The 24,560-nt window shown below is 58.6% G+C and carries 18 protein-coding genes and 1 tRNA gene; 18 read left to right on the forward strand and 1 reads right to left on the reverse strand.

Annotated features, from left to right (window positions below; translation table 11 throughout):
- The first annotated feature begins 3 nt into the window (after positions 1 to 3).
- The 18 genes from AC2TEM_RS15580 (at position 4) to AC2TEM_RS15665 (ending at position 21,023) form a co-directional block, all read left to right on the forward strand.
- A complete protein-coding gene (locus AC2TEM_RS15580) occupies positions 4 to 819 on the forward strand; it encodes an ABC transporter substrate-binding protein (protein ID WP_170402438.1) in 816 nt (271 codons plus the stop codon).
- Position 820: 1 nt separating this feature from the next.
- Positions 821 to 1,654 carry an amino acid ABC transporter permease gene (locus tag AC2TEM_RS15585; protein WP_010437538.1) on the forward strand — a complete coding sequence of 278 codons (834 nt, stop codon included), beginning with the start codon at positions 821 to 823 and terminating at the stop codon, positions 1,652 to 1,654.
- On the forward strand, positions 1,654 to 2,385 hold the full coding sequence (locus tag AC2TEM_RS15590; RefSeq protein ID WP_170425080.1) for an amino acid ABC transporter ATP-binding protein: 732 nt from the start codon (positions 1,654 to 1,656) through the stop codon (positions 2,383 to 2,385). Before AC2TEM_RS15585 ends, AC2TEM_RS15590 begins: the two co-directional genes overlap by 1 nt.
- 101 nt (positions 2,386 to 2,486) lie before the next feature.
- Positions 2,487 to 3,962 (forward strand): Y-family DNA polymerase, encoded by a 1,476-nt coding sequence (locus AC2TEM_RS15595; RefSeq protein WP_480856299.1) that lies wholly within the window; start codon positions 2,487 to 2,489, stop codon positions 3,960 to 3,962.
- Positions 3,959 to 7,306 (forward strand): error-prone DNA polymerase, encoded by a 3,348-nt coding sequence (locus tag AC2TEM_RS15600; RefSeq protein WP_170425075.1) that lies wholly within the window; start codon positions 3,959 to 3,961, stop codon positions 7,304 to 7,306. The genes AC2TEM_RS15595 and AC2TEM_RS15600 overlap by 4 nt, the downstream gene beginning before the upstream one ends.
- Positions 7,307 to 7,451: 145 nt before the next feature.
- Positions 7,452 to 8,438, forward strand: a complete 987-nt coding sequence (gene cobS, locus AC2TEM_RS15605; protein ID WP_010437533.1) for a cobaltochelatase subunit CobS — start codon at positions 7,452 to 7,454, stop codon at positions 8,436 to 8,438.
- 121 nt (positions 8,439 to 8,559) lie between these two features.
- Complete coding sequence (gene cobT / locus AC2TEM_RS15610; RefSeq protein ID WP_170392695.1) at positions 8,560 to 10,437, forward strand: cobaltochelatase subunit CobT; 1,878 nt, start codon at positions 8,560 to 8,562, stop codon at positions 10,435 to 10,437.
- A gap of 265 nt (positions 10,438 to 10,702) precedes the next feature.
- A complete protein-coding gene (locus AC2TEM_RS15615; protein ID WP_170392696.1) occupies positions 10,703 to 11,869 on the forward strand; it encodes an alpha/beta hydrolase in 1,167 nt (388 codons plus the stop codon).
- Between the two features lie 77 nt (positions 11,870 to 11,946).
- The gene (locus AC2TEM_RS15620) at positions 11,947 to 13,737 is read left to right on the forward strand and encodes an aminopeptidase P family protein (RefSeq protein ID WP_170425069.1); all 1,791 of its coding nucleotides are present in this window, start codon (positions 11,947 to 11,949) and stop codon (positions 13,735 to 13,737) included.
- 63 nt (positions 13,738 to 13,800) lie between these two features.
- The gene (locus tag AC2TEM_RS15625; RefSeq protein WP_170392698.1) at positions 13,801 to 14,145 is read left to right on the forward strand and encodes a DUF427 domain-containing protein; all 345 of its coding nucleotides are present in this window, start codon (positions 13,801 to 13,803) and stop codon (positions 14,143 to 14,145) included.
- Between the two features lie 86 nt (positions 14,146 to 14,231).
- The gene (locus AC2TEM_RS15630; protein WP_170425066.1) at positions 14,232 to 14,786 is read left to right on the forward strand and encodes a DUF333 domain-containing protein; all 555 of its coding nucleotides are present in this window, start codon (positions 14,232 to 14,234) and stop codon (positions 14,784 to 14,786) included.
- Between the two features lie 704 nt (positions 14,787 to 15,490).
- Positions 15,491 to 16,366 (forward strand): carbon-nitrogen hydrolase family protein, encoded by an 876-nt coding sequence (locus AC2TEM_RS15635; protein WP_170402459.1) that lies wholly within the window; start codon positions 15,491 to 15,493, stop codon positions 16,364 to 16,366.
- 90 nt (positions 16,367 to 16,456) lie between these two features.
- Positions 16,457 to 16,675: a translation initiation factor IF-1 gene (gene infA, locus AC2TEM_RS15640; protein ID WP_005978431.1), complete on the forward strand. Its 219-nt coding sequence runs from the start codon at positions 16,457 to 16,459 to the stop codon at positions 16,673 to 16,675.
- Positions 16,676 to 16,685: 10 nt separating this feature from the next.
- Entirely contained in the window at positions 16,686 to 17,264 is a 579-nt protein-coding gene (locus tag AC2TEM_RS15645; protein ID WP_170425063.1) for a Maf family protein, read from the forward strand.
- Positions 17,261 to 18,283, forward strand: coding sequence for a ribonuclease E/G (locus AC2TEM_RS15650; RefSeq protein WP_170425060.1), 1,023 nt, complete (start codon positions 17,261 to 17,263; stop codon positions 18,281 to 18,283). The genes AC2TEM_RS15645 and AC2TEM_RS15650 overlap by 4 nt, the downstream gene beginning before the upstream one ends.
- On the forward strand, positions 18,280 to 18,462 hold the full coding sequence (locus tag AC2TEM_RS15655) for a DNA gyrase inhibitor YacG (RefSeq protein ID WP_170402469.1): 183 nt from the start codon (positions 18,280 to 18,282) through the stop codon (positions 18,460 to 18,462). Before AC2TEM_RS15650 ends, AC2TEM_RS15655 begins: the two co-directional genes overlap by 4 nt.
- Before the next feature lie 79 nt (positions 18,463 to 18,541).
- A tRNA-Phe gene (locus AC2TEM_RS15660) sits at positions 18,542 to 18,616 on the forward strand.
- Positions 18,617 to 18,929: 313 nt separating this feature from the next.
- Entirely contained in the window at positions 18,930 to 21,023 is a 2,094-nt protein-coding gene (locus tag AC2TEM_RS15665) for a tetratricopeptide repeat-containing sulfotransferase family protein (protein WP_170425051.1), read from the forward strand.
- Positions 21,024 to 21,100: 77 nt separating this feature from the next.
- Here the strand turns inward: AC2TEM_RS15665 and AC2TEM_RS15670 are convergent, their stop codons facing one another.
- Complete coding sequence (locus tag AC2TEM_RS15670) at positions 21,101 to 24,196, reverse strand: autotransporter outer membrane beta-barrel domain-containing protein (protein ID WP_480856300.1); 3,096 nt, start codon at positions 24,194 to 24,196, stop codon at positions 21,101 to 21,103.
- Positions 24,197 to 24,560: the final 364 nt, after the last annotated feature.

Consider the following 24,560-nt stretch of genomic DNA (forward strand, 5'->3'; position numbering starts at 1 on the left):
CGGATGTCCAAGACACTCTCGATCGCGGCAACTTCAATTCTGTTTTTGTCAACAGCGGCCTATGCGCAAGAACAATGCGCTGCCGGCAAAACGCTGACAGACGGCAAATTCACCATCGCAACGGGCAACCCGGCCTACTATCCGTGGGTGATTGATGACGCGCCTGAAAGTGGCGAAGGGTTCGAGGCTGCTGTGGCTTACGCCGTCGCCGAAGAAATGGGGTTCGCGGCCGATGATGTGGTCTGGGTCCGATCCTCGTTCGATGAGGCGATCCAACCCGGCGCCAAGGAATTTGACGTCAACATGCAGCAATACTCGATCACGCCCGAACGGGATCAGGTGGTCGATTTCTCTACCCCTTACTACACCGCCCCGATGGCAGTTCTGGTCAGCCCCAATTCGACCGACACTGCCCCGACGCTTGAAGCGCTGAAAGGCCTGCAATGGGGGGCCGTCGGCTCGACCACGGCGGTGCCGAAACTGGCCAGCATCATCCAACCCGACAGCGACCCGTTGCTGTATGGCGACAATGCTGACGTTAACGCCGCCATGTCGGCCAACCAGATTGATGCGGCCCTGTTCGATCTGCCCACCGCCCTGTTCCTCAGCGCGGTGATGATCGAAGGCTCAAAGGTCATCGGTCAGTTCCCGGCGGATGAAAATGACAATCCGGATCATTTCGGCATGCTGATGGAAGAAGGCAACCCGCTGAAAGCCTGCGTGGACGAGGCGCTGGCGGCACTGGCAGCTAACGGCAAACTGGCCGAAATCGAAGCCGTATGGCTGCAGGACACCACTGGTGTCCCTCTGATCAAGTAACATGGCAGATCATAAGGCGGCGGGGATGACCCGCCGCGAACGGTACGAGGCGCACCAACGACGCAGGTCGTTGGTGATCGCCACGATAAGCACGGTCACAGTTGTGGCCGCGATTTACTTTCTGGTGCCGCTGGCTCCGGGCTGGTCGAAGGTTCAGCAGAGCTTTTTTAACGGCGAGACGCTTGTCAAAACCTTCCCGAAACTGCTTGAAGCGTTTCGGATCAACGTGATGATCTTTTTGTGGTCCGCACCGGCGATCGCCGTGCTTGGCCTGTTGATTGCCTTGGCGCGGGATGCCAAATCGCCCGCCCTGTTTCCGCTGCGCATCTTTGGCGCGGCGTTCACTGACATTTTTCGCGGCGTGCCTGTGATCCTGACGGTCTATCTGATCGGCTTCGGCATACCGGGGCTGGGCCTGCCGCGCCCGTGGAATTCGCCTTACATATGGGGCTCGCTGGCGCTGATCCTGACTTACTCGGCCTATGTGGCTGAAATCTTCCGCTCAGGCATCGACAGCGTCCACCACAGCCAGCGCGCCGCCGCATTGTCGCTGGGTCTGTCGGAACGGCAAGTGATGCGCGACGTGGTGTTGCCGCAGGCGATCCGCAACGTGGTGCCCTCACAGATGAACATGCTGATTGCGCTGCAAAAGGATGTCTCTCTGCTCAGCTTTATCGGCCCGGTCGAGATCTTCCGTCAGGCGGGGGTATTCAAATCGCTACTGGCGAATTTCACCCCCTATGTGGGCGCGGCGATCATCTTCCTGATCGTCACCATCCCCGCCACACGCTACGCCGATCACCTGATGGCCCGCCAAATGCGAGAGAGGCGCTGATGCCCAAACTAGAACTTCAGGGCGTGGTGAAACGCTTTGGCGACCGCACGGTCTGTGACGGGATTAATCTCACCGTTGATGAGGGCCAAATGGTTTGCTTGATCGGCGCATCCGGGTCGGGCAAGTCGACTCTGCTGCGTTGTATCAACCTGCTGGAACCCATCGAAGACGGCGCGATCTTTCTGGATGGCGAGGATATCTCGATCCCCGGTCTGAACCCGCAATCGGTGCGTGCCCGGATCGGGATCGTGTTCCAGAGCTTCAACCTGTTTCCGCATATGACCGCGCTTGAGAATGTCATGCTCGCGCCCCGCCGGGTGCGTGGGCTGACGCGCGCTGAATTGCAGCCCGAGGTCGAAGCGCTGTTCACCCGGTTCGGGTTGGCCGACCGGATGAACAACTATCCCGACCAATTGTCGGGCGGGCAGCAGCAGCGCGTCGCCATCGTGCGCGCCTTGGCCATGCAGCCTGAGGTCATGCTGTTTGATGAGATCACCTCGGCCCTCGATCCCCAACTTGTGGGCGAGGTGCTGGATGTTCTGCTGATGCTCAAGAAACAGGGCATGACGATGATGATGGCCACGCATGAAATGGGCTTTGCCCGCGAGGCCGCCGACAAGATCTGTTTCCTCGACAGCGGTCGGATCATCGAAGAAGGCCCGCCCGAAGCGGTGTTTGACCACCCTTCGCACCAGACCACACAAGCCTTTTTGGCGCGGGCGTTGAAGTAAGCGCCTGGGTTCTGAATCCCTGACAATCTGACCCTCAAGGACTCGACTCTTTGAGGGTCAAGAACATATAAGAACAAATATAGAACATTTGGGGGTTTTATATGTTCGGCGGGATGCAGCGCCGCATCGTTTCACTCTGGTTTCCCCGGCTGGCAAGTGACCGGGCTTTGCGTGTGCGCCCGGTCGATGGGCCGTTTGTTCTGACGCTGAAACAGAACAATGCAAACCGGGTGTATTGCCTGAATGTGCAGGCCCAGCGGCAAGGCCTGCACAGCGGCATGCCCTATTCCGATGCCCGCGCCTTTTGCCCCGATCTGCAAAGCCATCCTGCCGACCCGCAAGGAGATCAACGGTTTCTGCACGCCCTGCGCCGCTGGGCCACGCGCTATTGCCCCTGGGTCGGGCTCGAGGGTGAGGATGGGCTGGTTCTGGACATCACCGGATCGGCGCATCTTGCGGGCGGGGAAGAGATGATGCTGACCGACATGCGCAGGCGTCTGGCCCGGGCCGGGCTGGCGGTGCAGATCGGTCTGGCCCCGACACGCGGCGCGGCCTGGGCTTTGGCCCATTATGGCGAAGGGGTTGCGACCCAGGATACGCTGAAGGCCATCCGCGCCCTGCCGGTGGCAGCGCTGCGGCTGGATGAGGATACCTCGGTCGCGCTGCAACGGTTGGGCCTGCGCCGGATTGGTGAGCTGGCGCAAACCCCGCGCGCGCCATTGACACGCCGCTTTGGCCCCGAGGTGCTGATGCGTCTGGATCAGGCGCTGGGGGACCAACCCGAACAGATTACCCCGCTGGCCGACCCGCCCCATTACGGTGTGCGCATGACCCTGCCCGAGCCCATTGGGCTACTGTCCGACATGATGGCCGGGGCGGAACGGCTGCTGGAACGGCTCTGCGACAAGCTGAAAGCGCAGGAAATGGGCGCGCGCAAGCTGTGCATGACCTTGCGCCGGGTGGATCAGGATCATCAGCAGGTCGAGCTGCGGCTGGCCCGCCCTCTGCGTGATCCATATCGCATCCTGCCCCTGTTCGAGCGTGGATTGACCGAGGTGGATGCAGGCTTTGGCGTCGATCAACTGCGGCTGGAGGCTACGCTGGTGGAACCCCTGCCGGTGCGCCAGATCAGCCGCGCCGCAAGCCGGGGCAAAGATCAACTGGATGACCTGATCACCCGCATCGGCACCCGGATCGGGCTGGAACAAATCCACCGCCTACTGCCCGCGCAAAGCCATATCCCCGAGCGCAGCTTCATCATCTCGCCCGCCGCCTATTCCGACCCTGCAGGCGGTTGGGTCGCCCTGCGCCCTCGCCCTCTGCAGCTGTTTCCGCCAGAACCTATCGCCGGATCAGGCCCGCACCCGCCGCGCCGCTTTCGCTGGCGGCGGATGTCGCTGACCACAGGCCGCTCAACCGGCCCCGAACGCATCTGCCCCGAATGGTGGCTAGAAGATGAAAACTGGCGCACGGGCTTGCGTGATTACTGGCAGGTTGAAACCCGGCAGGGGCGGCGGTTGTGGCTGTATTACACGCCGCAAAATCCGGGATGGTTCGTGCATGGGGAATTCGCATGAGCAAACCGAACCCGCCCAGCTCGCACGCGCAGGACCCCGGCTATGCCGAGCTGGGCGTGACCACCAACTTTACCTTCCTGACCGGAGCCTCACACCCAGAAGAGCTGGTGACCCGCGCGGCAGAGCTGGGCCTGAAGGCCATCGCGATCACCGACCGGAACTCACTGGCCGGGGTGGTCCGGGGCTGGAGCGCGTTGAAAGAACTGCGGCGCGAGGCGGAAGGCGCGGTTCAAATCCGCTCGCAACACCGCCTTGATTCCTCGTCCCGGCAAGAGGTCGGTCATGTGCAGCCAATCGACAAACCGGACGTACCCGCCCTGCCCAAGCTGATCGTTGGCTGCCGTCTGGTTCTGCGCGACAGCGCGGTGCACTGGCTGGCCCTGCCCCGCGACCGCGCCGCCTATCAGCGGCTGACCCGGCTGCTGACGCTGGGCAAGCGACGGGCCGAGAAAGGCGACTGTCATCTGGATTTGAAAGACATGCTGGCGGCCTGTCAGGGGATGATCCTGATTGCGCTGCCTCAGGCAGGGTTGAAACAGGCCATCCCCGACATTCAGACCGTCCGGCGGCAGTTCCCCAATGCGGTGTTTCTGGGGGCCGTGCCGCGTTATGACGGCAGTGACCGGGCCTATCTGGCGGCCTGTGCGCAGGCGGCGCTGCGGGCCTCGGCCCCCATGGTGGCGGTAGGCGATGTGCTGATGCACCGTGGCAACCGCCGCCAACTGGCCGATGTGCTGACCTGCATGCGCGAACACATCACGATTGACCAGATCGGCACCCGCGCCCTGCCCAATGCGGAACGGCGGCTAAAAAGCTATGCGGATATGGCCCGGCTGTTTCAGGACCACCCCGGCGCGCTGCGCCGCACGCTGGAAATCGCCGACCGCTGCAGCTTTGACCTGAGCGAGCTGTCTTACGAATACCCAGACGAGATCGCCAGTTCTGAGACCCCGCTGGCGCGGCTAGAACGTCTGGCGCGCGAGGGGTTGAAACGGCGCTATCCCGATGGCCCGACCGAGAAGGCCATCAGTCTGATGAAAAAGGAACTGGCCCTGGTCGCCGATCTGGATTTCCCGGCCTATTTCCTGACCGTGCATGACATTGTGCAATTCGCCCGCTCGCAAGGCATTCTGTGTCAGGGGCGCGGCTCGGCCGCCAATTCGATCCTGTGTTATCTGCTGGGCATCACCGATGTCAGCCCCGACATGATCGCCATGGTGTTCGAGCGTTTTGTCTCGAAATACCGGGGTGAGCCGCCGGATATCGATGTGGATTTCGAACACGAGCGGCGCGAAGAGGTGATCCAATGGATTTACGAGCAATATGGCCGCCACCGCGCGGGCCTCTGTGCCACGGTCATCCATTTCCGATCCCGCGCGGCAATCCGCGAGGTGGGCAAGGTGATGGGCCTGTCTCAGGACGTGACCGCGGGCCTGTCCGGCCAGATCTGGGGGATGAGCAATGGCGGCGTTGATGCCGAGCGGCTGCAGGAACTGGGCCTCGACCTCAAAGACCGGCGCCTGATGCAGACGGTTCGCCTGATTGGCGAGATCATCGGCTTCCCGCGCCATCTGTCGCAGCATGTGGGTGGGTTCGTCATCACCAAAGGGCGGCTGGATGAGCTATGCCCGATCGAAAACGCCGCGATGGAAGACCGCACCGTGATCGAATGGGACAAGGATGACATCGACGCGCTTGGCATTCTGAAGGTGGATATATTGGGGCTGGGGATGCTCAGTTGCATCCGCAAGGCGTTTGACCTGATGCAACAGCACAACAGCGAAACCCTCAGCATCGCGACCGTCCCGCAAGAGGACGTGGCGACCTATGACATGCTGTGTGCCGCTGATGCGGTGGGCGTGTTTCAGGTCGAAAGCCGGGCACAAATGAATTTCCTGCCCCGGATGAGGCCGCGCGAATTCTACGATCTGGTGATCGAGGTTGCCATCGTCCGCCCCGGCCCTATCCAGGGCGATATGGTGCAGCCCTATATCCGGCGGCGCAACGGGCTGGAAAAGTCCGAACCCTTCGGCCCCGCTTTGGAAGAGGTGACACGGCGCACGCTGGGCGTGCCGCTGTTTCAGGAACAGGCCCTGCAAATCGCCGTGGTTGGTGCAGGGTTTTCGGCGGAAGAGGCGGATCACCTGCGCCGCTCGCTGGCCTCATTCCGGCGCATGGGGACCATTGGCACTTATCGCGACAAGTTCATCGCAGGGATGCTGAACAATGGCTATACGCCCGAAGTCGCCGACCGCTGCTTTGGCCAGATCGAAGGCTTTGCCGATTACGGCTTTCCCGAAAGCCACGCAGCGGCTTTTGCCATGCTGGCCTATGTCTCGGCCTGGATGAAATGCCACCACCCGGCGATCTTTGCCTGCGCGCTGCTGAATTCGCAGCCCATGGGGTTTTACGCGCCTGCCCAAATCGTGCGCGACGCGCGCGAGCATGGGGTCGAGATCCGCCCAGTCTGCGTAAACGCCTCGACCTGGGACAATCTGCTGGAACGTCGTGCTGACGGGGCGCTGGCCCTGCGGCTGGGCTTTCGCCAGATCAAAGGGTTCAAGCAGGAGGACGCAGATTGGATCGTGGCTGCGCGGGGCAATGGCTATCCGGACCCCGAAACGCTGTGGCTGCGCGCAGGGCTGCGCCCGGATGTTCTGACCCGTCTGGCCGAGGCGGATGCGTTCTCCGGCATGGACCTGACCCGGCGCGACGCCCTGTGGCATGTCAAAGCCATCCGCAGCCGAACCGCCCTGCCGCTGTTCAATGACCCCATCGATGGCGAGAGCATCAACGAGCCGCAGGTCAACCTGCCGGTGATGCATCTGGGCGAGGAGGTTGTCGAAGACTACGTCTCGACCCGTCTGACCCTACGCTCGCACCCGATGGAGCTGTTGCGCCCGTCCCTGCCCGGCCTTGTGCCGCATGCCACGCTGCAGGACATCCCGCTGGGCCGCTACAGCGTCTGCGGGTTGGTGATTACGCGCCAGCGACCGGGAACTGCCTCGGGCGTGATCTTTCTGACGCTCGAGGATGAAACCGGGGTCAGCAATGTGGTTGTCTGGCCCAAGGTCTATGAACGCTTTCGCCGCATCGTGATGGGCGGGCGGTTGCTGCAGGTCCGCGGGTATCTGCAGCGCGAGGGGATCGTCGTGCATCTGATCGCGCAGGAAATCACCGATATGTCGCATAAACTGTCCGAGCTTGGGCATCCGCTGGATGAGGCCATCGGCATCACCCAACCGCAAGCGGATGACACCCCGCGCCCCCGGCAGAACGGCCCAAGCGCCCGCCATCCGCGCGAACAGGCCAAGCGTCTGTTCCCAAGCCGGGATTTTCACTAGAACCCGCGCCAGCATAAGGCCAGTTTCAAAGAAACATCCGGCTAGCGTGATCCGGTCACCTCTTTCCCTTGCCCTTGCCCGCAATATGTTGCACCACACACGGGTTCAAACCCGGTGAACGGGCCAAAGGATAAGGACAAGGCGCATGGCTGACGGATCGATCGACATCAACGCAAAACCCACCGAGGACATTTCGGTTCGCGAGGTGTTTGGCATTGACAGCGATATGGCAGTCAAAGGCTTTGCCGAACGCAGCGACCGCGTGCCGGTGATCGACCCGACCTACAAGTTCGATCCCGAAACCACGTTGGCGATTCTTGCGGGCTTTACCCATAACCGCCGGGTGATGATTCAGGGCTATCACGGCACCGGGAAATCGACCCATATCGAACAGGTTGCCGCCCGTCTGAACTGGCCTGCCGTGCGCGTGAACCTCGACAGCCATATCAGCCGGATCGACCTGATTGGTAAGGACGCGATCAAACTGCGCGACGGCAAGCAGGTCACTGAATTCCACGAAGGCATCCTGCCCTGGGCGCTGCGCAACCCCGTTGCCATCGTCTTCGACGAATACGACGCGGGCCGTGCGGATGTGATGTTCGTGATCCAACGCGTGCTGGAGCATGACGGCAAGCTGACCTTGCTGGACCAGAACGAGATCATCACACCGAACCCGAACTTCCGCCTGTTTGCCACCGCCAACACCGTGGGTCTGGGCGACACCACCGGCCTCTATCATGGCACGCAGCAGATCAACCAGGCGCAGATGGACCGCTGGTCGCTGGTTTCGACGCTGAACTATCTCAGCCACGATGCGGAAACGATGATCGTTCTGTCGAAAGCGCCGCATTACAACACCGCCGAGGGCCGCAAGACCGTCAGCCAGATGGTCACCGTCGCCGACCTGACCCGGACCGCCTTCATGAACGGTGATCTGTCGACTGTAATGAGCCCCCGGACCGTGATCAACTGGGCGCAAAACGCCGAGATTTTCCGAAACATCGGCTATGCTTTCCGCCTGTCCTTCCTGAACAAATGCGACGAGCTGGAACGCCAGACGGTTGCCGAGTTCTATCAGCGCTGCTTTGATGAGGAACTGCCGGAAAGCGCGGCGAGCGCGAGCTTGGGCTAAGCAATATGAATTGCGCCCTGCGGGGCGCAATGCCTCCGGCGGAGGTATTTTTGGCCAGATGAAGGGGGATCCGGTTTCGCATTGATGCGGCGGGTCACTGCAACACAAAGGGCGATTGAACATGGTGCAGAAGAACGACAATCCTGCTGATCCGTTCAAGAAGGCTCTGGCCGAGGCTACTAAAGTTATGGCCGACGACCCCGAATTGTCGGTGAGCTACACTGTTGATCCATCGGGCCTGTCGGGCGAGTCGATGCGTTTGCCGCAGGTCTCACGCCGGATGACGCGCGAAGAGGTTCTTTTGGCGCGCGGGACGGCAGACGCATTAGCTTTACAACGCAAATATCATGATGACGCGACCCATGCGCGATATGCCCCTCCGGGTGATATGGCACGGGATCTTTATGAGGCGATGGAGACCGCCCGGTGCGAGGCGATGGGTGCGCGGGACATGCCCGGCACCGCGTCGAATATCGACGTCAAGATCGGGCATGAGGCGATCCGGCGTGGCTATGATCAGTGCAAACAGCCTGCGGATGCGCCATTGGCTGTGGCGGCGGGTTATCTGATCCGGCATCTGGCCACCGGGCGCGACATGCCGCCTGCCGCCGAGAATGTCATGAACCTGTGGCGCGGATTTATCGAGGAACAGGCCGGCGGGACGCTGGAAAACCTTGACGAAATCCTTTCGGACCAGGCCGAATTTGCCAAGTTCGCCCGACAGATGATCAAAGATCTGGGTTACGGCGATCAGCTGGGTGATGACCCGGATGAACTGGACGACGAACAGGAAGATCAGGCCGAAGAAGACGCCGAAGAGCAGCCCGATCCCGACAGCACCGGGCAGGATGATCAGGACGAACAGGACGCCGATGCAACCCCTGAACAAACTCAGGAAGAACAGCAGGACCAGTCTCAGGCCCAGGTCTCGATGGACGAGATGGCCGAGGATGAGATGGGCGATGAGGCTGAAATGCCCGAGGGCGAGGCTCCGCTCGAGCCGCCAGCCCCGCCACCTGCGTCCGAGGCGGACCCGGATTACAAGGTCTATCTGAACACCCACGACGAAGAGATCGCAGCTGAAGACTTGGCGGAACCCGCCGAACTGGAACGGTTGCGTGCCTATCTGGACCAGCAGCTTGAGCCGCTGAAAGGCGCAGTGAGCCGTCTGGCCAACAAGCTGCAGCGTCGCTTGCAGGCACAGCAGAACCGGTCTTGGGAGTTCGACCGCGAGGAAGGCATTCTGGATGCCGGACGTCTGGCGCGTGTCGTGGCCAACCCGACCACGCCGCTAAGCTTCAAGGTCGAAAAAGATACCGAATTCCGCGATACAGTGGTGACGCTGCTTCTGGACAATTCCGGCTCGATGCGGGGGCGTCCGATCTCGATTGCCGCGATCTGTGCAGATGTCCTGGCGCGGACGCTGGAACGTTGCAACGTCAAGGTCGAGATCCTGGGCTTTACCACCCGGGCCTGGAAAGGCGGTCAGGCGCGCGAGGCGTGGCTGAACGATGGCCGCCCGCAGCAACCGGGGCGTCTGAACGATCTGCGCCACATCATCTACAAAGGCGCCGATGCCCCATGGCGTCGCGCGCGACCCAATCTGGGTCTGATGATGAAAGAGGGCCTGCTGAAGGAAAACATCGACGGTGAGGCGTTGGAATGGGCGCATCGCCGGATGCTCGCGCGGCGTGAGGCCCGCAAGATCCTGATGGTGATCTCGGATGGCGCGCCGGTCGATGATTCAACGCTCAGCGTGAACCCGGCGAACTATCTGGAAAAACACCTGCGCGACGTGATTGCGATGGTGGAAAAACGCAAGATGGTGGAATTGCTGGCCATCGGGATCGGCCATGACGTGACCCGCTATTATGATCGCGCCGTCACGATCACCGATGTCGAGCAGCTTGCGGGTGCTATGACCGAGCAGTTGGCCGCACTGTTCGACAGCGACCCGCGCGCCCGCGCGCGCGTGATGGGGATGAAGCGGGCCAGTTGACGGCCCTGCTTCGACAGTGCAGACTTAGTGCCATCCAAGCCAGTTTTTGCACCGCTGAAGGCGACTTTGCTTATGGTGGCGTAACGGATAGCGCATAAGCGCTATATCGAAGGGCAGGAACATCATTCGTTCTCCTGTTTATCTGCTTGGATAGTGTCCCAACCCTGTCCGGCCTGCTTGTAGCTGGTCCTGAGATACGCCCTAGAAACCCTTGAGATTGTTGTTGAACCTTGTCGTTCCGCGAGAAACGGAGTGTATTTGCCCCATGCGCTATGAGTTTGCAGACTGTATTCTGGATGTGGATCGACACGTCCTGACCCGCCGGGGTGAGCCCGTCGCAATCGAACCTCAGGTATTCGATCTGTTGGTCCTCTTGGCTCAGCACCCAGGTAAGCTGGTGCCCCGGGACGAGATCATTGCGCGTGTATGGAGTGGCCGCTTTGTCTCGGATTCTACCATCAGCGCACGAATTGCAGCGGCGCGTAAAGCAGTCGGCGACGATGGCAAAGCGCAGCGGATCATTCGGACAGTCGTACGGCGCGGGTTGCAAATGGCGGCGGATGTGACCTGTGACGCCGACACCGATTCAGGCGTAGACAACCATACGCAACGGCTGCGTTACGCGCGCGGTGCGAAGGGCCGCGCTGTTCCATACACGCTTTCCGGTGATGGGTTGCCGGTGCTGCGCATCGGTTCGGTCGTGCACGATCTGGAGGCGGAATGGCGCATCCCGTCCGAGCGTACCCGGTTACAGGACATGGCAAACCGTTTCCGCCTGTTACGCTACAACAAGGACAATGACGTCAGCTCAAACATCGACCATCAGGCAGTGTATGACCGCAGAATAGAAGAAATCCTGACCGTCGTGAATGCAGCGGGGTTTGACCGCTTTTCCATTCTCGGTGAAATGGGCGGCACCTTCCCTGCCCTACACTTCGCCGCAAGGCACCCCGAGCGGATTGACAAGCTGATTATCTCCGGCGGATGGGCAGAAGGGCGAGATTACCGGGAAGATACCAAACAACCCGACTCGATCCGGTCACTGATCGCGGAAGGCTGGAACACGCCGGGCAGCGGCTATGCTATGGGCGCTGAATTCAGCTATTTTCCAGAAGGTCCGCTGGATAGCGTTCGGCACATGGTCAATGAATTGCAGACACTTTATTCAAGCGAGGAAAGACTTCACTACCGTGACATCGCCAATAGCACCTCGGTGCTGCAACTTCTTCCGATGGTGCAATGCCCCACGCTGGTTCTGCACGGGCGGCACACAGCCGTTCACCCCCTGTCCGAGGCGCGCAAACTGGCGGCTGGAATCCCCAATGCCTCGCTTGTGATCCTTGAGACCGGCAACCAGATACCATTGCCTGGAAATGAGGCCTACAACCCGTATATCCAGGCCATTCAACGCTTTCTTGAGACAGAAGAATAGTCTGCGCCGGGGCGCTGGACATTTCCTACCGCAGGCCGCAGGTTTGCGCGCAGCAAGACCGACGAATGAGGCCGCCCATGTTCCAGAGTTTCGAAGTGACCGCACGCCCCGAGCAAGGCCCACCACGACTGGCCGCTTTGCGGGACGAGCTGGCGCGCGAAGGCCTGCAGGGCTTCCTGATCCCGCGTGCGGATGCGCATCAGGGTGAATATGTGGCCCCTCGGGACGAAAGGCTGGCCTGGCTTACCGGATTCACCGGTTCTGCGGGGTTTTGCGCGGCGCTCACGGACATTGCCGGGGTTTTCATCGACGGGCGCTATCGCACTCAGGTAAAGGCCCAGGTCGCACAGGATTACGCTCCGGTCCCATGGCCAGATGTCAGCCTGAGCGCGTGGTTGAAAGAGCAATTGCCAAATGGCGGCAAAGTCGGGTTTGATCCGTGGCTCCACGCTGCAGGACAGATTTCGTCTGCACAGAAAGAGCTTGAAGGCAGCGGCGTCGAACTGGTGCGCTGTGATAACCTTGTAGACCGAATTTGGGCGGATCAGCCCGACCCTCCGATGAATCCTGTCAGGGCACATCCGATTGAATTTGCAGGTGAAAGCGCCGAGAGCAAAATCAAGCGCCTCGCGAGTGACCTGCAGAGCGCAGATCGTGCGGCAGCGGTGATCACCTTGCCGGATTCGATCATGTGGTTGTTGAATATCCGAGGCGCGGACATCGCATACAACCCTGTGGCCCATGGCTTTGCCATCCTGCACGGTGATGGGCGGGTGGATCTGTTCATGGCCGCTGCCAAACTGAACGGGCTGAAGGATCATCTGGGCCCGCAGGTCACCCAACACCAACCCGACGCGTTCCTGACAGCGGTTGAGGCACTTGAAGGCAAGGTACAGGTCGATCCGGGAACGGTTCCGCAGATCGTAGCGGATGCGTTGGGGGACCGTATGGTCGATGGCGGCGATCCCTGCGCCCTGCCCAAAGCCCGCAAGAACCCGGCCGAAATCGCAGGCACTGCCGAGGCACATCTGCGAGATGCCGCAGCGGTGATCGAACTGCTGTGTTGGTTGGACGCGCAGAAGCCCGGCACCCTGACCGAGACACAGGTAGTAACGCGGCTGGAAGAAAGCCGCCGCCGGGACAACGCGCTGCAGGATATCTCATTCGACACCATCGCGGGCACCGGGCCGAACGGGGCCATCATGCATTATCGCGTGACCGAGGAAACCGACAGCAGGCTGGAAAACGGTCACCTGCTGGTGCTGGACAGCGGTGGGCAATATCTGGACGGCACCACCGATATCACCCGCACAATTGCAATCGGCGATGTTGGGGATGAGGAGAAGGCCTGCTTTACACGCGTCCTCAAAGGCATGATCGCCATGTCGATGCTACGCTGGCCTGTTGGCTTGGCAGGACGCGATATCGAATGCGTAGCACGCCTGCCGCTGTGGCTGGCCGGGCAGGATTTCAACCATGGGGTCGGTCATGGGGTCGGTACCTATCTCAGCGTGCATGAGGGCCCTCAGCGCCTATCTCGGGTCAGCCATGTCCCGCTTGAGCCGGGTATGATCCTGTCGAACGAGCCGGGATATTACCGCGAGGGTGCTTTTGGCATCCGGCTTGAGAACCTTGTCGTAGTGGAAGAGGCCCCAAACCTGCCCAGCGGTGACGACGAACGCGCCATGCTGAACTGGCGTACGCTGACTTATGTCCCAATCGACAGGCGTTTGATTGTAGTCGATATGCTGTCACGAGAGGAACGTGCTTGGCTGAACGCCTATCACCGCGACGTGGCGGAAAAAGTCCGGCCAAGGCTGGGCGACGCCGCTCAACTGTGGTTGGATGCCGCAACCGCACCGGTCTGACACCGGATTGATACATAGTTTGGGCAGAGGAGAAGCCCTGACACGACGAGGGAAGGAACAGGAATGACAGACACCATCACGATCCGCAAAGCACCGGGCAAATGGAGCGTCCGTTCAGGCGGCGCGATTTTGGGTGAAACCAACAACGCGCTGGAACTTCTGGAAGGCGACAAAGACCCGGTTATCTACTTCCCGCGTGCGGACATTGCGATGGCCTTTCTGGATCGGACCAACAAAGTCACCCAATGCGCAGGCAAGGGAGACGCCACGCATTTCTCGATCGTAAACAAATCCTCAGTCACCGAAAACGCCGCTTGGAGTTATGAAAACCCGATCGACGCGGTGGCCGAAATCAAGGATCACTTGGCCTTTTATCCCGCAGACTCGATCAAGGTGGAACAACTCTGATCCAAGTATCCGCGCAGGACCGGATCGATCTGCAAAACGGCGAAAATCCTCAGAACCTGCCCTGTCCACAATGTTGCGAGGTGACCATGACAAAGCGTCTATTGAATTCCGCAGGCCCGATTGCGGCCCTGACGATGGCCTTTTCAATGGCCCTGCCCGCCGCAAGCTCTGCCAACACTGGTCTGGCCAATCCCGCGGCAACATATTGCATCGCGCAAGGCGGGCTCTACGGTATACATGACGGCCCGGACGGTCAGAGCGGTATCTGCCAATTGCCCGACGGCACCCGGATCGATGCCTGGACCTATTTTCGCGAACACCATGCGGGCACGGATGGCAGCAAGCCGGTCGGCCTTGCAAATCCCGCCGCCGTGTACTGTGGCTCAATTGGAGGCGAATATGACCTGACCACGTCTCGCTGCGCACTGAGCGACGGTACGTCCGCCGATGCATGGGAGCTGTACCGCAAGGCACATGAAAAAACGCATCAGGTGGTGAACCCAGCAGCAGCCTACTGCCTTGAGATCGGCGGCAGCTACAAGATCAAAGACACTGGTTCGGGTCAGGTAGGCATATGCACCAAGCCGGACGGCACCTCGCAGGACGCATGGGCCCTGTTCCGTGCGGAAAATCCCGAGTGATCCGATCCGGTAATCAAGCCCGACATCCACACCCAAAATGAACTTGAAGCCCCGATTGAGCCGCAGTTTACTGACGATCAGAGCGCGTGTTAGTGACCGTTTTGCGACAGCCTGATCGCGTCCATTAAGTCGCCTTGGCTAATTTTCAGGTTTTCCTGCGACGGAAGCACATCATCTGGCTGTAGATTTCACTAGGATTTGCCTTCCTCGCTTTCGATGAAGGGTTCGAGATTCACGAAAGTCTGGACAGGGCATTTCACCGCTTTTTCGGGATTGCACAAACCAGCCTGACCGACCGGATCGACGACATACCTGATCTCCGGATTTGCCCTTCAGACCGCATCCTTGGTGCTCGATGCCGTTACAAATGACAGCGCCTTGTTTCCGTGAGCCGATATCCCCGGGGCCAATGTTCTTGATGTAAAACTGCCCCTTCGCACGCTTGAAGAACTTGAAAAACTGATGCCCGAGGTGGAGTTCCTTGCCTGTTTCGTTCAGGTTCTTCGATAGGTCAAATCGACCTCTGATCAGCCATTCGATGCAATCTCTGCACCGGCGGCCGAGAAAACCTGCCAATAAACACACACCCGCATCGAAACAGTAAGTCGCAACATAGGTTTCAGAATCACCCGTGCCGCGATTGCAGTAGCCCTGGACGATCTGCTGTTCTAGTGTCGCGCAGCGACCAGACATAGGACTTGGGAATGAAAATCGCCACCGCCGCCTACGACCTCGATTGGCTCGATAGTTGGGCTCAATATGAAGACAAGCTTGAGGCATGGGTTTCCGAGGCCGCAGGACAAGGTGCCGACCTTCTGGTCTTTCCCGAATACGGCGCAATGGAGTTGTCGACGCTCGACGGCCCTAAGGTGGCCGGCGATCTCGAACGCTCAATCCGGGCGGTTTCCGACCGGATGGAAGATGTACAAGTTGTGCATTCGCGCCTTGCAAAGATGTATAACACATACATTCTGGGGGCTTCCGCCCCGGTCATCGACGGACCAGGGCGCCCGGTGAACCGCGCAGTGTTCTACGCTCCTGACGGTCGTCTCGATCATCAGGACAAGCAGATCATGACACGGTTTGAACGCGAGGCCTGGGACATCGCCCCGGGCGGTTCGTTGAAACTGTTTGATACCGCATTGGGTAAAATCGGCGTTCTGATCTGCTATGACAGTGAGTTCCCTCTCTTGGGTCGGGCCCTGAGCGAGGCCGACTTGATCCTCGTACCATCCTGCACCGAAGCCCTGTCCGGGTATTGGCGTGTGCGGATCGGCGCCATGTCTCGTGCCCTTGAAAATCAATGCGTTACGGTAATGTCATCGTTAGTTGGCGGCAATGAATGGTCCGAAGCAGTCGACATGAATACCGGCATGGGTGGCGTGTTTGGCCCGCCCGATATCGGGTTCCCACCGACGGGAGTGCTTGCCGAGGGCACGCTGAATACCGCCGGCTGGACCTATGCCGAGGCCGACCTGTCCACAATTGCAAACGTCCGCGCAGACGGGTGGGTGTTGAACCGCACGCACTGGACCGAGCAAGACGCTCGGGTCGATTCAGTCACAATATCACCCCTTTAGGTGACTTCGCCCTTGAAATAAGGCCGAAATAGGCTCATTTAAGCGCACGATCTGCAGATTCTGCAGGTGCAACCTAATGATGGAGACAACATGGCCAAGGAAGATACGCTCGAATTTCCCGGTGTCGTGAAGGAACTCCTGCCTAATGCGACGTTTCGGGTCGAGCTGGAAAACGGCCATGAGATCATCGCACATACGGCAGGCAAGATGCGCAAGAACCGCATCCGTGTTCTGGCCGGCGACAAAGTTCAGGTCGAAATGACCCCATATGATCTGACCAAGGGTCGGATCAACTATCGCTTCAAGTAACGCTTCGTACATGGCGTTTATCCTCGGATCGGGCAGCCCGCGGCGGCTGGACCTGCTGGCGCAGCTTGGCGTTCGGCCCGATGCGATCCGTCCGCCGGATATCGATGAAACCCCGCTGAATGGCGAACTGCCAGCCCCCTATTGCAGCCGCATCACGCGGCAAAAAGTTCAGGCTCTTCAAGCTGATAGCGATGATATCACCTTATGTGCTGACACAACGGTCGCACTGGGTCGCCGCATTCTTGGCAAACCCGAAGACGCGGGACAAGCTGCAGAGTTTCTGCACGCCCTGTCCGGCCGACGCCATCGGGTGATCACTTCGGTCGCTGTGCGGCGCGGGGATAAAATCCTCCAGCGTGACGTGGTTTCTCAGGTAAAAGTGAAACGTCTGTCCGACAGCGAAATCAATGCCTATCTTGCGACGGATGACTGGCAGGGCAAGGCCGGAGCCTATGCAATACAAGGTCCTGCCGGCGCGTTCATCCCGTGGATTTCAGGCTCGTTCACCGGTATCGTCGGCCTGCCCCTGTCCGAAACTGCTGCACTGCTGCAAGGCATCGGCTATCCCTTATATCGCGAGGTTTCATGAAGGGTCGTACCATCATTCTGGATCATATTCAGGGACGCGAAGCTGCAGCTCTGATGGTGGATGGTATTCTCGACGATTTCCTGATCGCCACAGATGCCCCTGCGCCAGGTACGATCTACCGCGCCCGCGCCGATCGCCCGGTCAAAGGTCAGGGCGGCATGTTTCTCACCACACCCGACGGCCCGGCTTTTCTGAGGCAAGTCAAAGGGTTGGCGCCCGGTGCTTTGCTACTGGTGCAGGTGACTGGATACGCCGAGCCCGGCAAAGCCATACCCGTCTCGAACCGTATTTTGTTCAAAAGCCGCTTTGCGATCGTGACACCTGACGCGCCCGGCCTGAACATCTCGCGCCGTATCCGTGATGAAGATACGCGCGACCAACTTCTCGAAATCGCGCATGAGCAAATGGGAAACAGCACGCACGGCCTGATCCTGCGCTCGTGCTGTCAGACGGCGGATGCAGATGAAATCGCTGAAGATATCTCTGCCATGTTGGCACTTGCCGAGCAGGTATTGGCTGATACAGGCAGTGAACCAGAATTGCTGAGCGAGGGCGATGGTCCGCATATCCTGGCCTGGCGTGATTGGACGGACCCGGCCGAGGTCGTGACCACATCCGGCGGATTTGAGGACCACGGTGTCGTTGATGCGCTCGATACAGCAAAGGGGGTTTCCGAAACGCTTCCCGGTGGAGGACACCTCTATATCCAACCGACCCGCGCGCTGGTTGCGGTGGATGTGAACACCGGCGCCGACACATCTCTCGCGGCGGGAACCAAAGCTAACTTCGCCTGCGCCAAAGCCCTGCCGCGCGCCCTGCGCGTGCGCGGGTTGGGGGGGCAGATCACTCTGGACCTTGCACCGATGCCCAAGAAAGACCGGAGGGGTTTCGAATCGGCCTTGCGGTCGGCATTCAAGTCCGATCCTGACGAGACGATCCTGGCCGGTTGGACCCCGCTTGGCCATTTCGAACTACAGCGCAAACGTGGTCGTATCCCATTGACGGAGATCCTGAAATGAGCTGCCCGATCTGCGGAGAAGATACCCAGCAGGCTTTTCGACCATTCTGCTCCAAACGCTGCGCGGATATCGATCTGGCAAAATGGCTAAACGGTTCTTATGCGGTGCCATCGCAACGTGAAGAAGACGCCGAGACGACCTCGGAACCAACCGAAAGCCCCACGTCCCTCCCGCATTGAAAAAATGTCAAAAAGCCTCTGGACACCGCCTGTGGCAAGTCATAGAAGGCCTCCACCCAATGGCAAACGCCATTCCCGTGCCCGGGTAGCTCAGGGGTAGAGCAGTGGATTGAAAATCCTCGTGTCGGTGGTTCGATTCCGCCCCCGGGCACCATTCCCAACAGGTAAACTTCTGTTTCCCTTCAGCTTTAACCGGAGCTGATCAATGGCGTAATACATGCCCGAGAGCAAAACCGTTTCCGTCTCATTTACGAACGCAGGGGGTTTCTTAAGTTACTTAGCGGGTCGCAATGCATTGGTGCAGGCCACAAACGCCTCTAATAATCGTGTGTTTACGCTTGGAGCATCTGTCCGGGTTAACAGCCTGTTGAAATAACGCATACGGGTGTTAAACCCGAATTGCTCTGACAGGCAGTTGACACCGATATGGTGGCATCAATTCACTTTTTTTGCCGGAACTGAAACGCATGACACAAGGCCGTAGGATACCATTGAATGACGCTGTTAAATTGGGTGTGACGCATTTCAACAAAGGTGATTATCAAGCTTCAGAGACACTATTTTCCAACATTGTCCAAACAGTTCCGCAGCACGCGCTTTCGCATCAAATGCTTGGACTTATTGCCTTTCGCTCGGGCAGGCAGGAAGATGCTGTGCGTGCGATGACCGAAGCAGTTCGCTTAAAACCATATGACGCGACCTTTCTGGCAAATTTCACCGAGATTTTGCGCGCCTCTGGCAGGATCGAACGGGCCGTCGAAACCGGACTGAAAGCAGTTGGTATAGCCCCCGACAGCGCTGTTGCGCATTCAAACCTGGGCCTCGCATACTATGATCAGAACAGTCTGGAGCAGGCAGAAGCCTCGCAACAGCGTGCATTGGCCTTGAACCCTGATTTCGACCGTGCGCTGAATAACCTGGGCAGCATCGCAAGGGACAATGGGGACAGAGAGAACGCCGCGAAGCTTTATCGCAAAGCTTTGGACATCGCGCCGGGATCCAACGAAACGGTCAATAATCTCCTTTCCGTTCTGATCGAAGACGAAAAACTAAATGATGCGCTTGCGTTCGCTGAAGCGCGGCTTAGGCATTTTTCCAAAGATGCTGAGCTTCAACGAAATTTCGGTCGCATCTTCCTTTTGCAAGGCAAGCTGGACAAGGCCGAAAGCGCCTTTCGCAATGCGATTGCCCTGAACCAGAACAAGGCAGACAGCTATATCGGTCTGTCGCAGGTGTTGTTCGAAAAGAACCATCCAAAACTGGCTCTTATCGAGGCTGAACAGGCCCTTCGCCTTGAACCCGACTCTGCTTCGGCCCTCCACCAGTTTGCTTTGGCAACCGCGCATCTTGGCGATATCGACAGCGCGGTGTCACACTATCACAAAGCGCTTGAGCTGAAACCTGACATGGTAGCAAGCCGACTGGCGCTTGGGCATCTTGAGTTAGAAAAAGGAAACTTCGAAAACGCCCGCGCGCATTTTGAAAGCGCCGCCGGAATGGACGGCGACAAGCTGAGCGCGCTGATCGCCCTTTCAAAACTTGAAAAGGCGACGCCAGACAGTGACGTATTCAAATCACTGAAGCGGAGAGCCCGGGAAGCTGCCAAGATGCCTCCCCAAAAAGCGGTCGCATACCATTTCGCGATGGGTGAGTATTTCGAGCAGATGAATGAGTATGACAATGCGTTTCATCACTTTGACACGGGTGTCCGGCTAAAGCGTAAGTTGATCGACTATGACCCAGACGCGTCGGATCGTCTGACGGACTCGCTGATCGATGCCTTTGATCTCCAGACGATTGATCGTCTCCGGACCTGCGCGAACGACAGCACCTACCCGATTTTTGTCGTTGGCGTGCCGCGCTCGGGAACAACGATGACAGAATCCATCCTGAATGCGCATCCCAGCGTCTTTGGGGCCGGTGAACTGAACGACCTGCAGCAACAGTTTGGCAAGATCGGAGACCAGCAAACACATGTGCCCGAGGTACTGGCAGCACTTTCCGACGCTGAATTGAAACGTCGCGCCGACAATTACATAGGTATTCTGCGGCAACATGCGCCCGAGGCCAGACATGTCGTGGACAAAATGCCTGCGAACTTTCAGTTGATTGGCTTGATCCACGGCGTTCTGCCCAACGCGAAAATCATTCACGTTGCGCGTAATCCCTTTGACACCTGCCTGTCCTGCTACACCAGATTGTTCGAGCGCAGCCAGTTGCACAGCTATGATCTTGTCGAACTTGGGCGCTACTTCAACAACTACATCCGTATCATGAATCACTGGCAGAACACTCTGCCCTCGGATGCTTTTCTGACCGTACACTACGAGAATCTCGTTGATGACCTTGAACACGAGGCGCGGCAGATGATTGCGCATTGCGGGCTGGATTGGGATGACGCTTGTCTGGACTTCCACAAATCCAAACGTCGCGTTCGTACCGCAAGTATCCAGCAGGTTCGGAAACCACTGTATAAATCGTCAAAAGCCAAGTGGCGTAACTATGAAACGCAGTTGCAACCGCTGATCGATATTATTGGCGACAACGCAATCCGGTTCTGAGTGTCGGAACACCAAACGAAAAAGGCCGGTTGACTGACCGGCCTTGGATAAAACGATGTGCGTGGATCAACCTTCGATCAGAACCGCCACTCGTAAGACGCCCAAACCGCTTGCGTTGACACATCGGCACCGACGGTTGATCGGGCCTCAAGGTTCAACCTGCCGCCGTGATCAAATGCCTTTTGGTAGCTCAGACCAATTTCGCCAAAGGTTTCGGTGCCGCTGCCACCGGACGCCAGTTGGAGCGTATTGCCGAAGATTGTCACATCAACCGCAGACGGGGCATCCGAGTCGCGGTAAACCGCAGCCAGCGAGGCTGACAGCGTTCCGCTTGCCAGCGATGTCGAATAGCTTCCGCCCAACCGCGTTTCGTTGAACGTGACGTCTCGGTCTCCAACCGTCGCATTGGCGGATGAACCGGTTTCGGTATAACCATCCAGATCCTGCCGACCGTAGAGGAAACTCGCCCGAGGCGTGAGCACAGCACCGCTTTGCAACGTGTAATCGCGTTGAGCCGCGACCATGGCTGTGAACATATCACTGGAATAGTCTGCGTCGGCATCCGAGCCGCTAACGTCACGCGTTTCATTGTGGTCAAGATGGCCATAGCCCAGCCCGAAACTTAGATCCGCAAAGCCAAAGTTCTGGGCGACAAGCCCGCTGAGATACACACCCGTGGTGTCGAAAGACGCGGCACCAAAACTTCCATCATTTTCAAGGTAGCTGGCCCCAATACCGTACCGCAGACCTGTCCCCAGATCGCGCGTCGTACCGGCGCTGACACTCCACATGTTCGAGGACAGCGCGAGCGTGTCCGATCCCGCATCCGCGTCGCTTTGGCTGCCGCTGATCAGGAAGTATGGGCGGAACCCTTCAATCGGTCCGCTGCCGCTTGTGCTAAGTACCGTACGCTCACCACTACTACCCAGATCAGGGGACCCTTGCACCTGACGGGCAAGGTCATAGGACAAGCCCGCAATCTCGAAGGATTGGTTCAGATTCGGTTGTATTTCTTCTGCGTCAAAAGAGGCGTAGACCGGTGCCGACCCGCCTTCACCATCCACAAACCAGCCTTGGCTGGGCGCAGAGACCTTCGTTGCAAAGTCGCCCTGCGTGGTGTCGTCATCCTGAAAACGATAGACGGCCCTGCCACCCACATTTGTCAGGTTAACGTTGTGATCGCTGACCCGGATTGTTCCATCAATATCCGCAGTGGTCTCGATATTCAGCGTACCACCCCCGTCGCCCAGAAACACGGCGTAACTTTCACCGGACGACGTGGCAGAGATGTCGCCAGTGATATTGACCGTGCCTTCCGCCTCATCGACATACAGACCGTAGGCTTCCGCAAGGGTACCATCTGCAGATACCTGGATCGTACCGCTGTGTGTTATCACACCATCCTGTGACAGATTCCCTGCGCCAAGCCCGTAAGCGATTGCGTCTCCATCACCAGAGGCCGAGACGTCGATATCGCCGCTGTTTTGCAAGGACCCGCCGACGTCACTGGCAGCAATCCCCAGCGCAACGATCTCGGTCACAGATTTTGCGGTTGCATTGACAGTCACAGAGCCACTGTTGCTGAACGATCCGCCGGCGGCGATATCGTTTGGCTCAATCCCCAAAGCCTCTGCCCGCGATGCACCATCCACATCAAGCGATACCGCGATATTGCCCGAGTTGATGAAACTGCCTTCGATGTCAGATATGTCGATCCCGGTTGCATTAGCACTGACCACGCTTTGTGCTGTCGCGTCGATCTGAATCGCACCGGAATTTGAGAACGACCCGTCTGATGAGATATCGCCCAAATCCAGACCAAAGGCCTCAGCGATAAATCCATTCTGGGTTTGCAGGGTAACCTCTACGTCGCCAGTGTTTGAAAACACGCCGTCGATGTCGTCCCCGATTAGACCAAACGCTCTGGTTAAAAATGATCCATCCGACTTGATCTCAACGGAAACCGTACCTGAGTTCGCGAATGAGCCACTGTCTTCAAGGGTTCCCATCTCGACCCCGGCTGCATAGGCCGAAGACGATCCGTTGTTTCTGGCACTGACCTGAATAGTACCCGAGTTGGTGACATTGCCGCTGATATCGTCAATTTCCAGACCAGCCGCATTGGCCGAGGAAGTTCCAACCGCAGCGACCGTGATTGACGCCGAGTTCCGGAACTGTCCGGACACATCATCCATTTCGATGCCATCGGCGAAGGCAAAAGACCCTTCGGTTTCGACTTCGATCGATCCAGAGTTTGTGACCTGGCCCGTAATGTCACCCATGTCGATGCCATTGGCATGAGCTGACGACCCGGCAACCGCACGGACCTGGATACTGCCGCTGTTTTCAAACGTGCCCGAGACATCACGCAGATTGATACCTTCTGCAAACGCACTGGTTCCATCTGCCGTCGCCGTAATCGTACCCGAGTTGACAAATACTCCGGCAAGATTGCGCCCATTGATCCCGGCCGCAGTCGCCGAGGACGCCGCCGAAACTGAGACCGTCAGGTTTCCACTATTCTGCAACCGGTCAGAGATATCGCCAACGCCGATGGCTTCACCAACCGCTTGGTCCGCGTTGCCGGCGATGATGCTGACCGTACCGGTATTCGAGAGCGTTCCAACCACGTCACCTGTCAGGATGCCAACAGCTGCTCCAAAGTTCGAAGCAGAGTTCGCAATACGAATTGTGCCGGTACTCTGCAGCGAACCGGACACGTCACCCTGAATTTCGATCCCTGTCAGGACCGCAGCGGCGCCAGTTGCCGCGCCCATCGTGATTGTGCCTGAGTTCAGAAGCGAACCGGATAGGTCTCCGCTTACGACAATCCCGGCGTGGGTAGTGTTCAAACCTTCCGGCGACGACAGCAGCCCCGCGTTGGTAAGCACGCTGGAAAAATCCGGTACATTGACAACTACCAGACCCGAACCGGACAGTGGGTCCACTGTGATTGATCCTGAACTGGTAATCGTATGATCTTCATCTGATGCACTCACCAAAGGGGTGGTCCGCGCCGTCGAAACAACCTCTGCGCTTCCGATGCCGACAGAGAGGGCCACAATCGACGCTGTGCTTAGAAAGAGCGATGGCGCAATGCTTGCGACCTTACCCTTGAATTTCGTCAAACGACCACCACGCGCGTCTGCGCGTTTCTTCTGCTCTACCAGCATCAATTCCTGCCTCACCCGGCTAGGTTACCATTCCTCGCGCCCCCGGTTTGCTCCGGAGTACACACACTACGCGCCGCTTTTAGGCACGCCTCGGGAGGTTATAAAAGGGTAAATAGAGGCTGAATTATGGCTAAATCAGCACTTTAGGACTTTGGTTAATTTAACTTACGAGACCTTGCTCCACAATGAGACTTGAGACCCGTCATCTCGTTGTCTCACAGCCGGAAACTGGGGCGCTGGGGATCAAATTCAGGCGACGGATCCGCCATTCGTCAAATCTTCCAGCAGCGCGCCTTGCAATTGGATTTTTCCGGCATACCCCGATTTCTTTTAAACTGAACTCGTCTGTGTCTTGATAGTGCCT

This window comes from Ruegeria sp. HKCCD3925 (genome assembly GCF_057221175.1).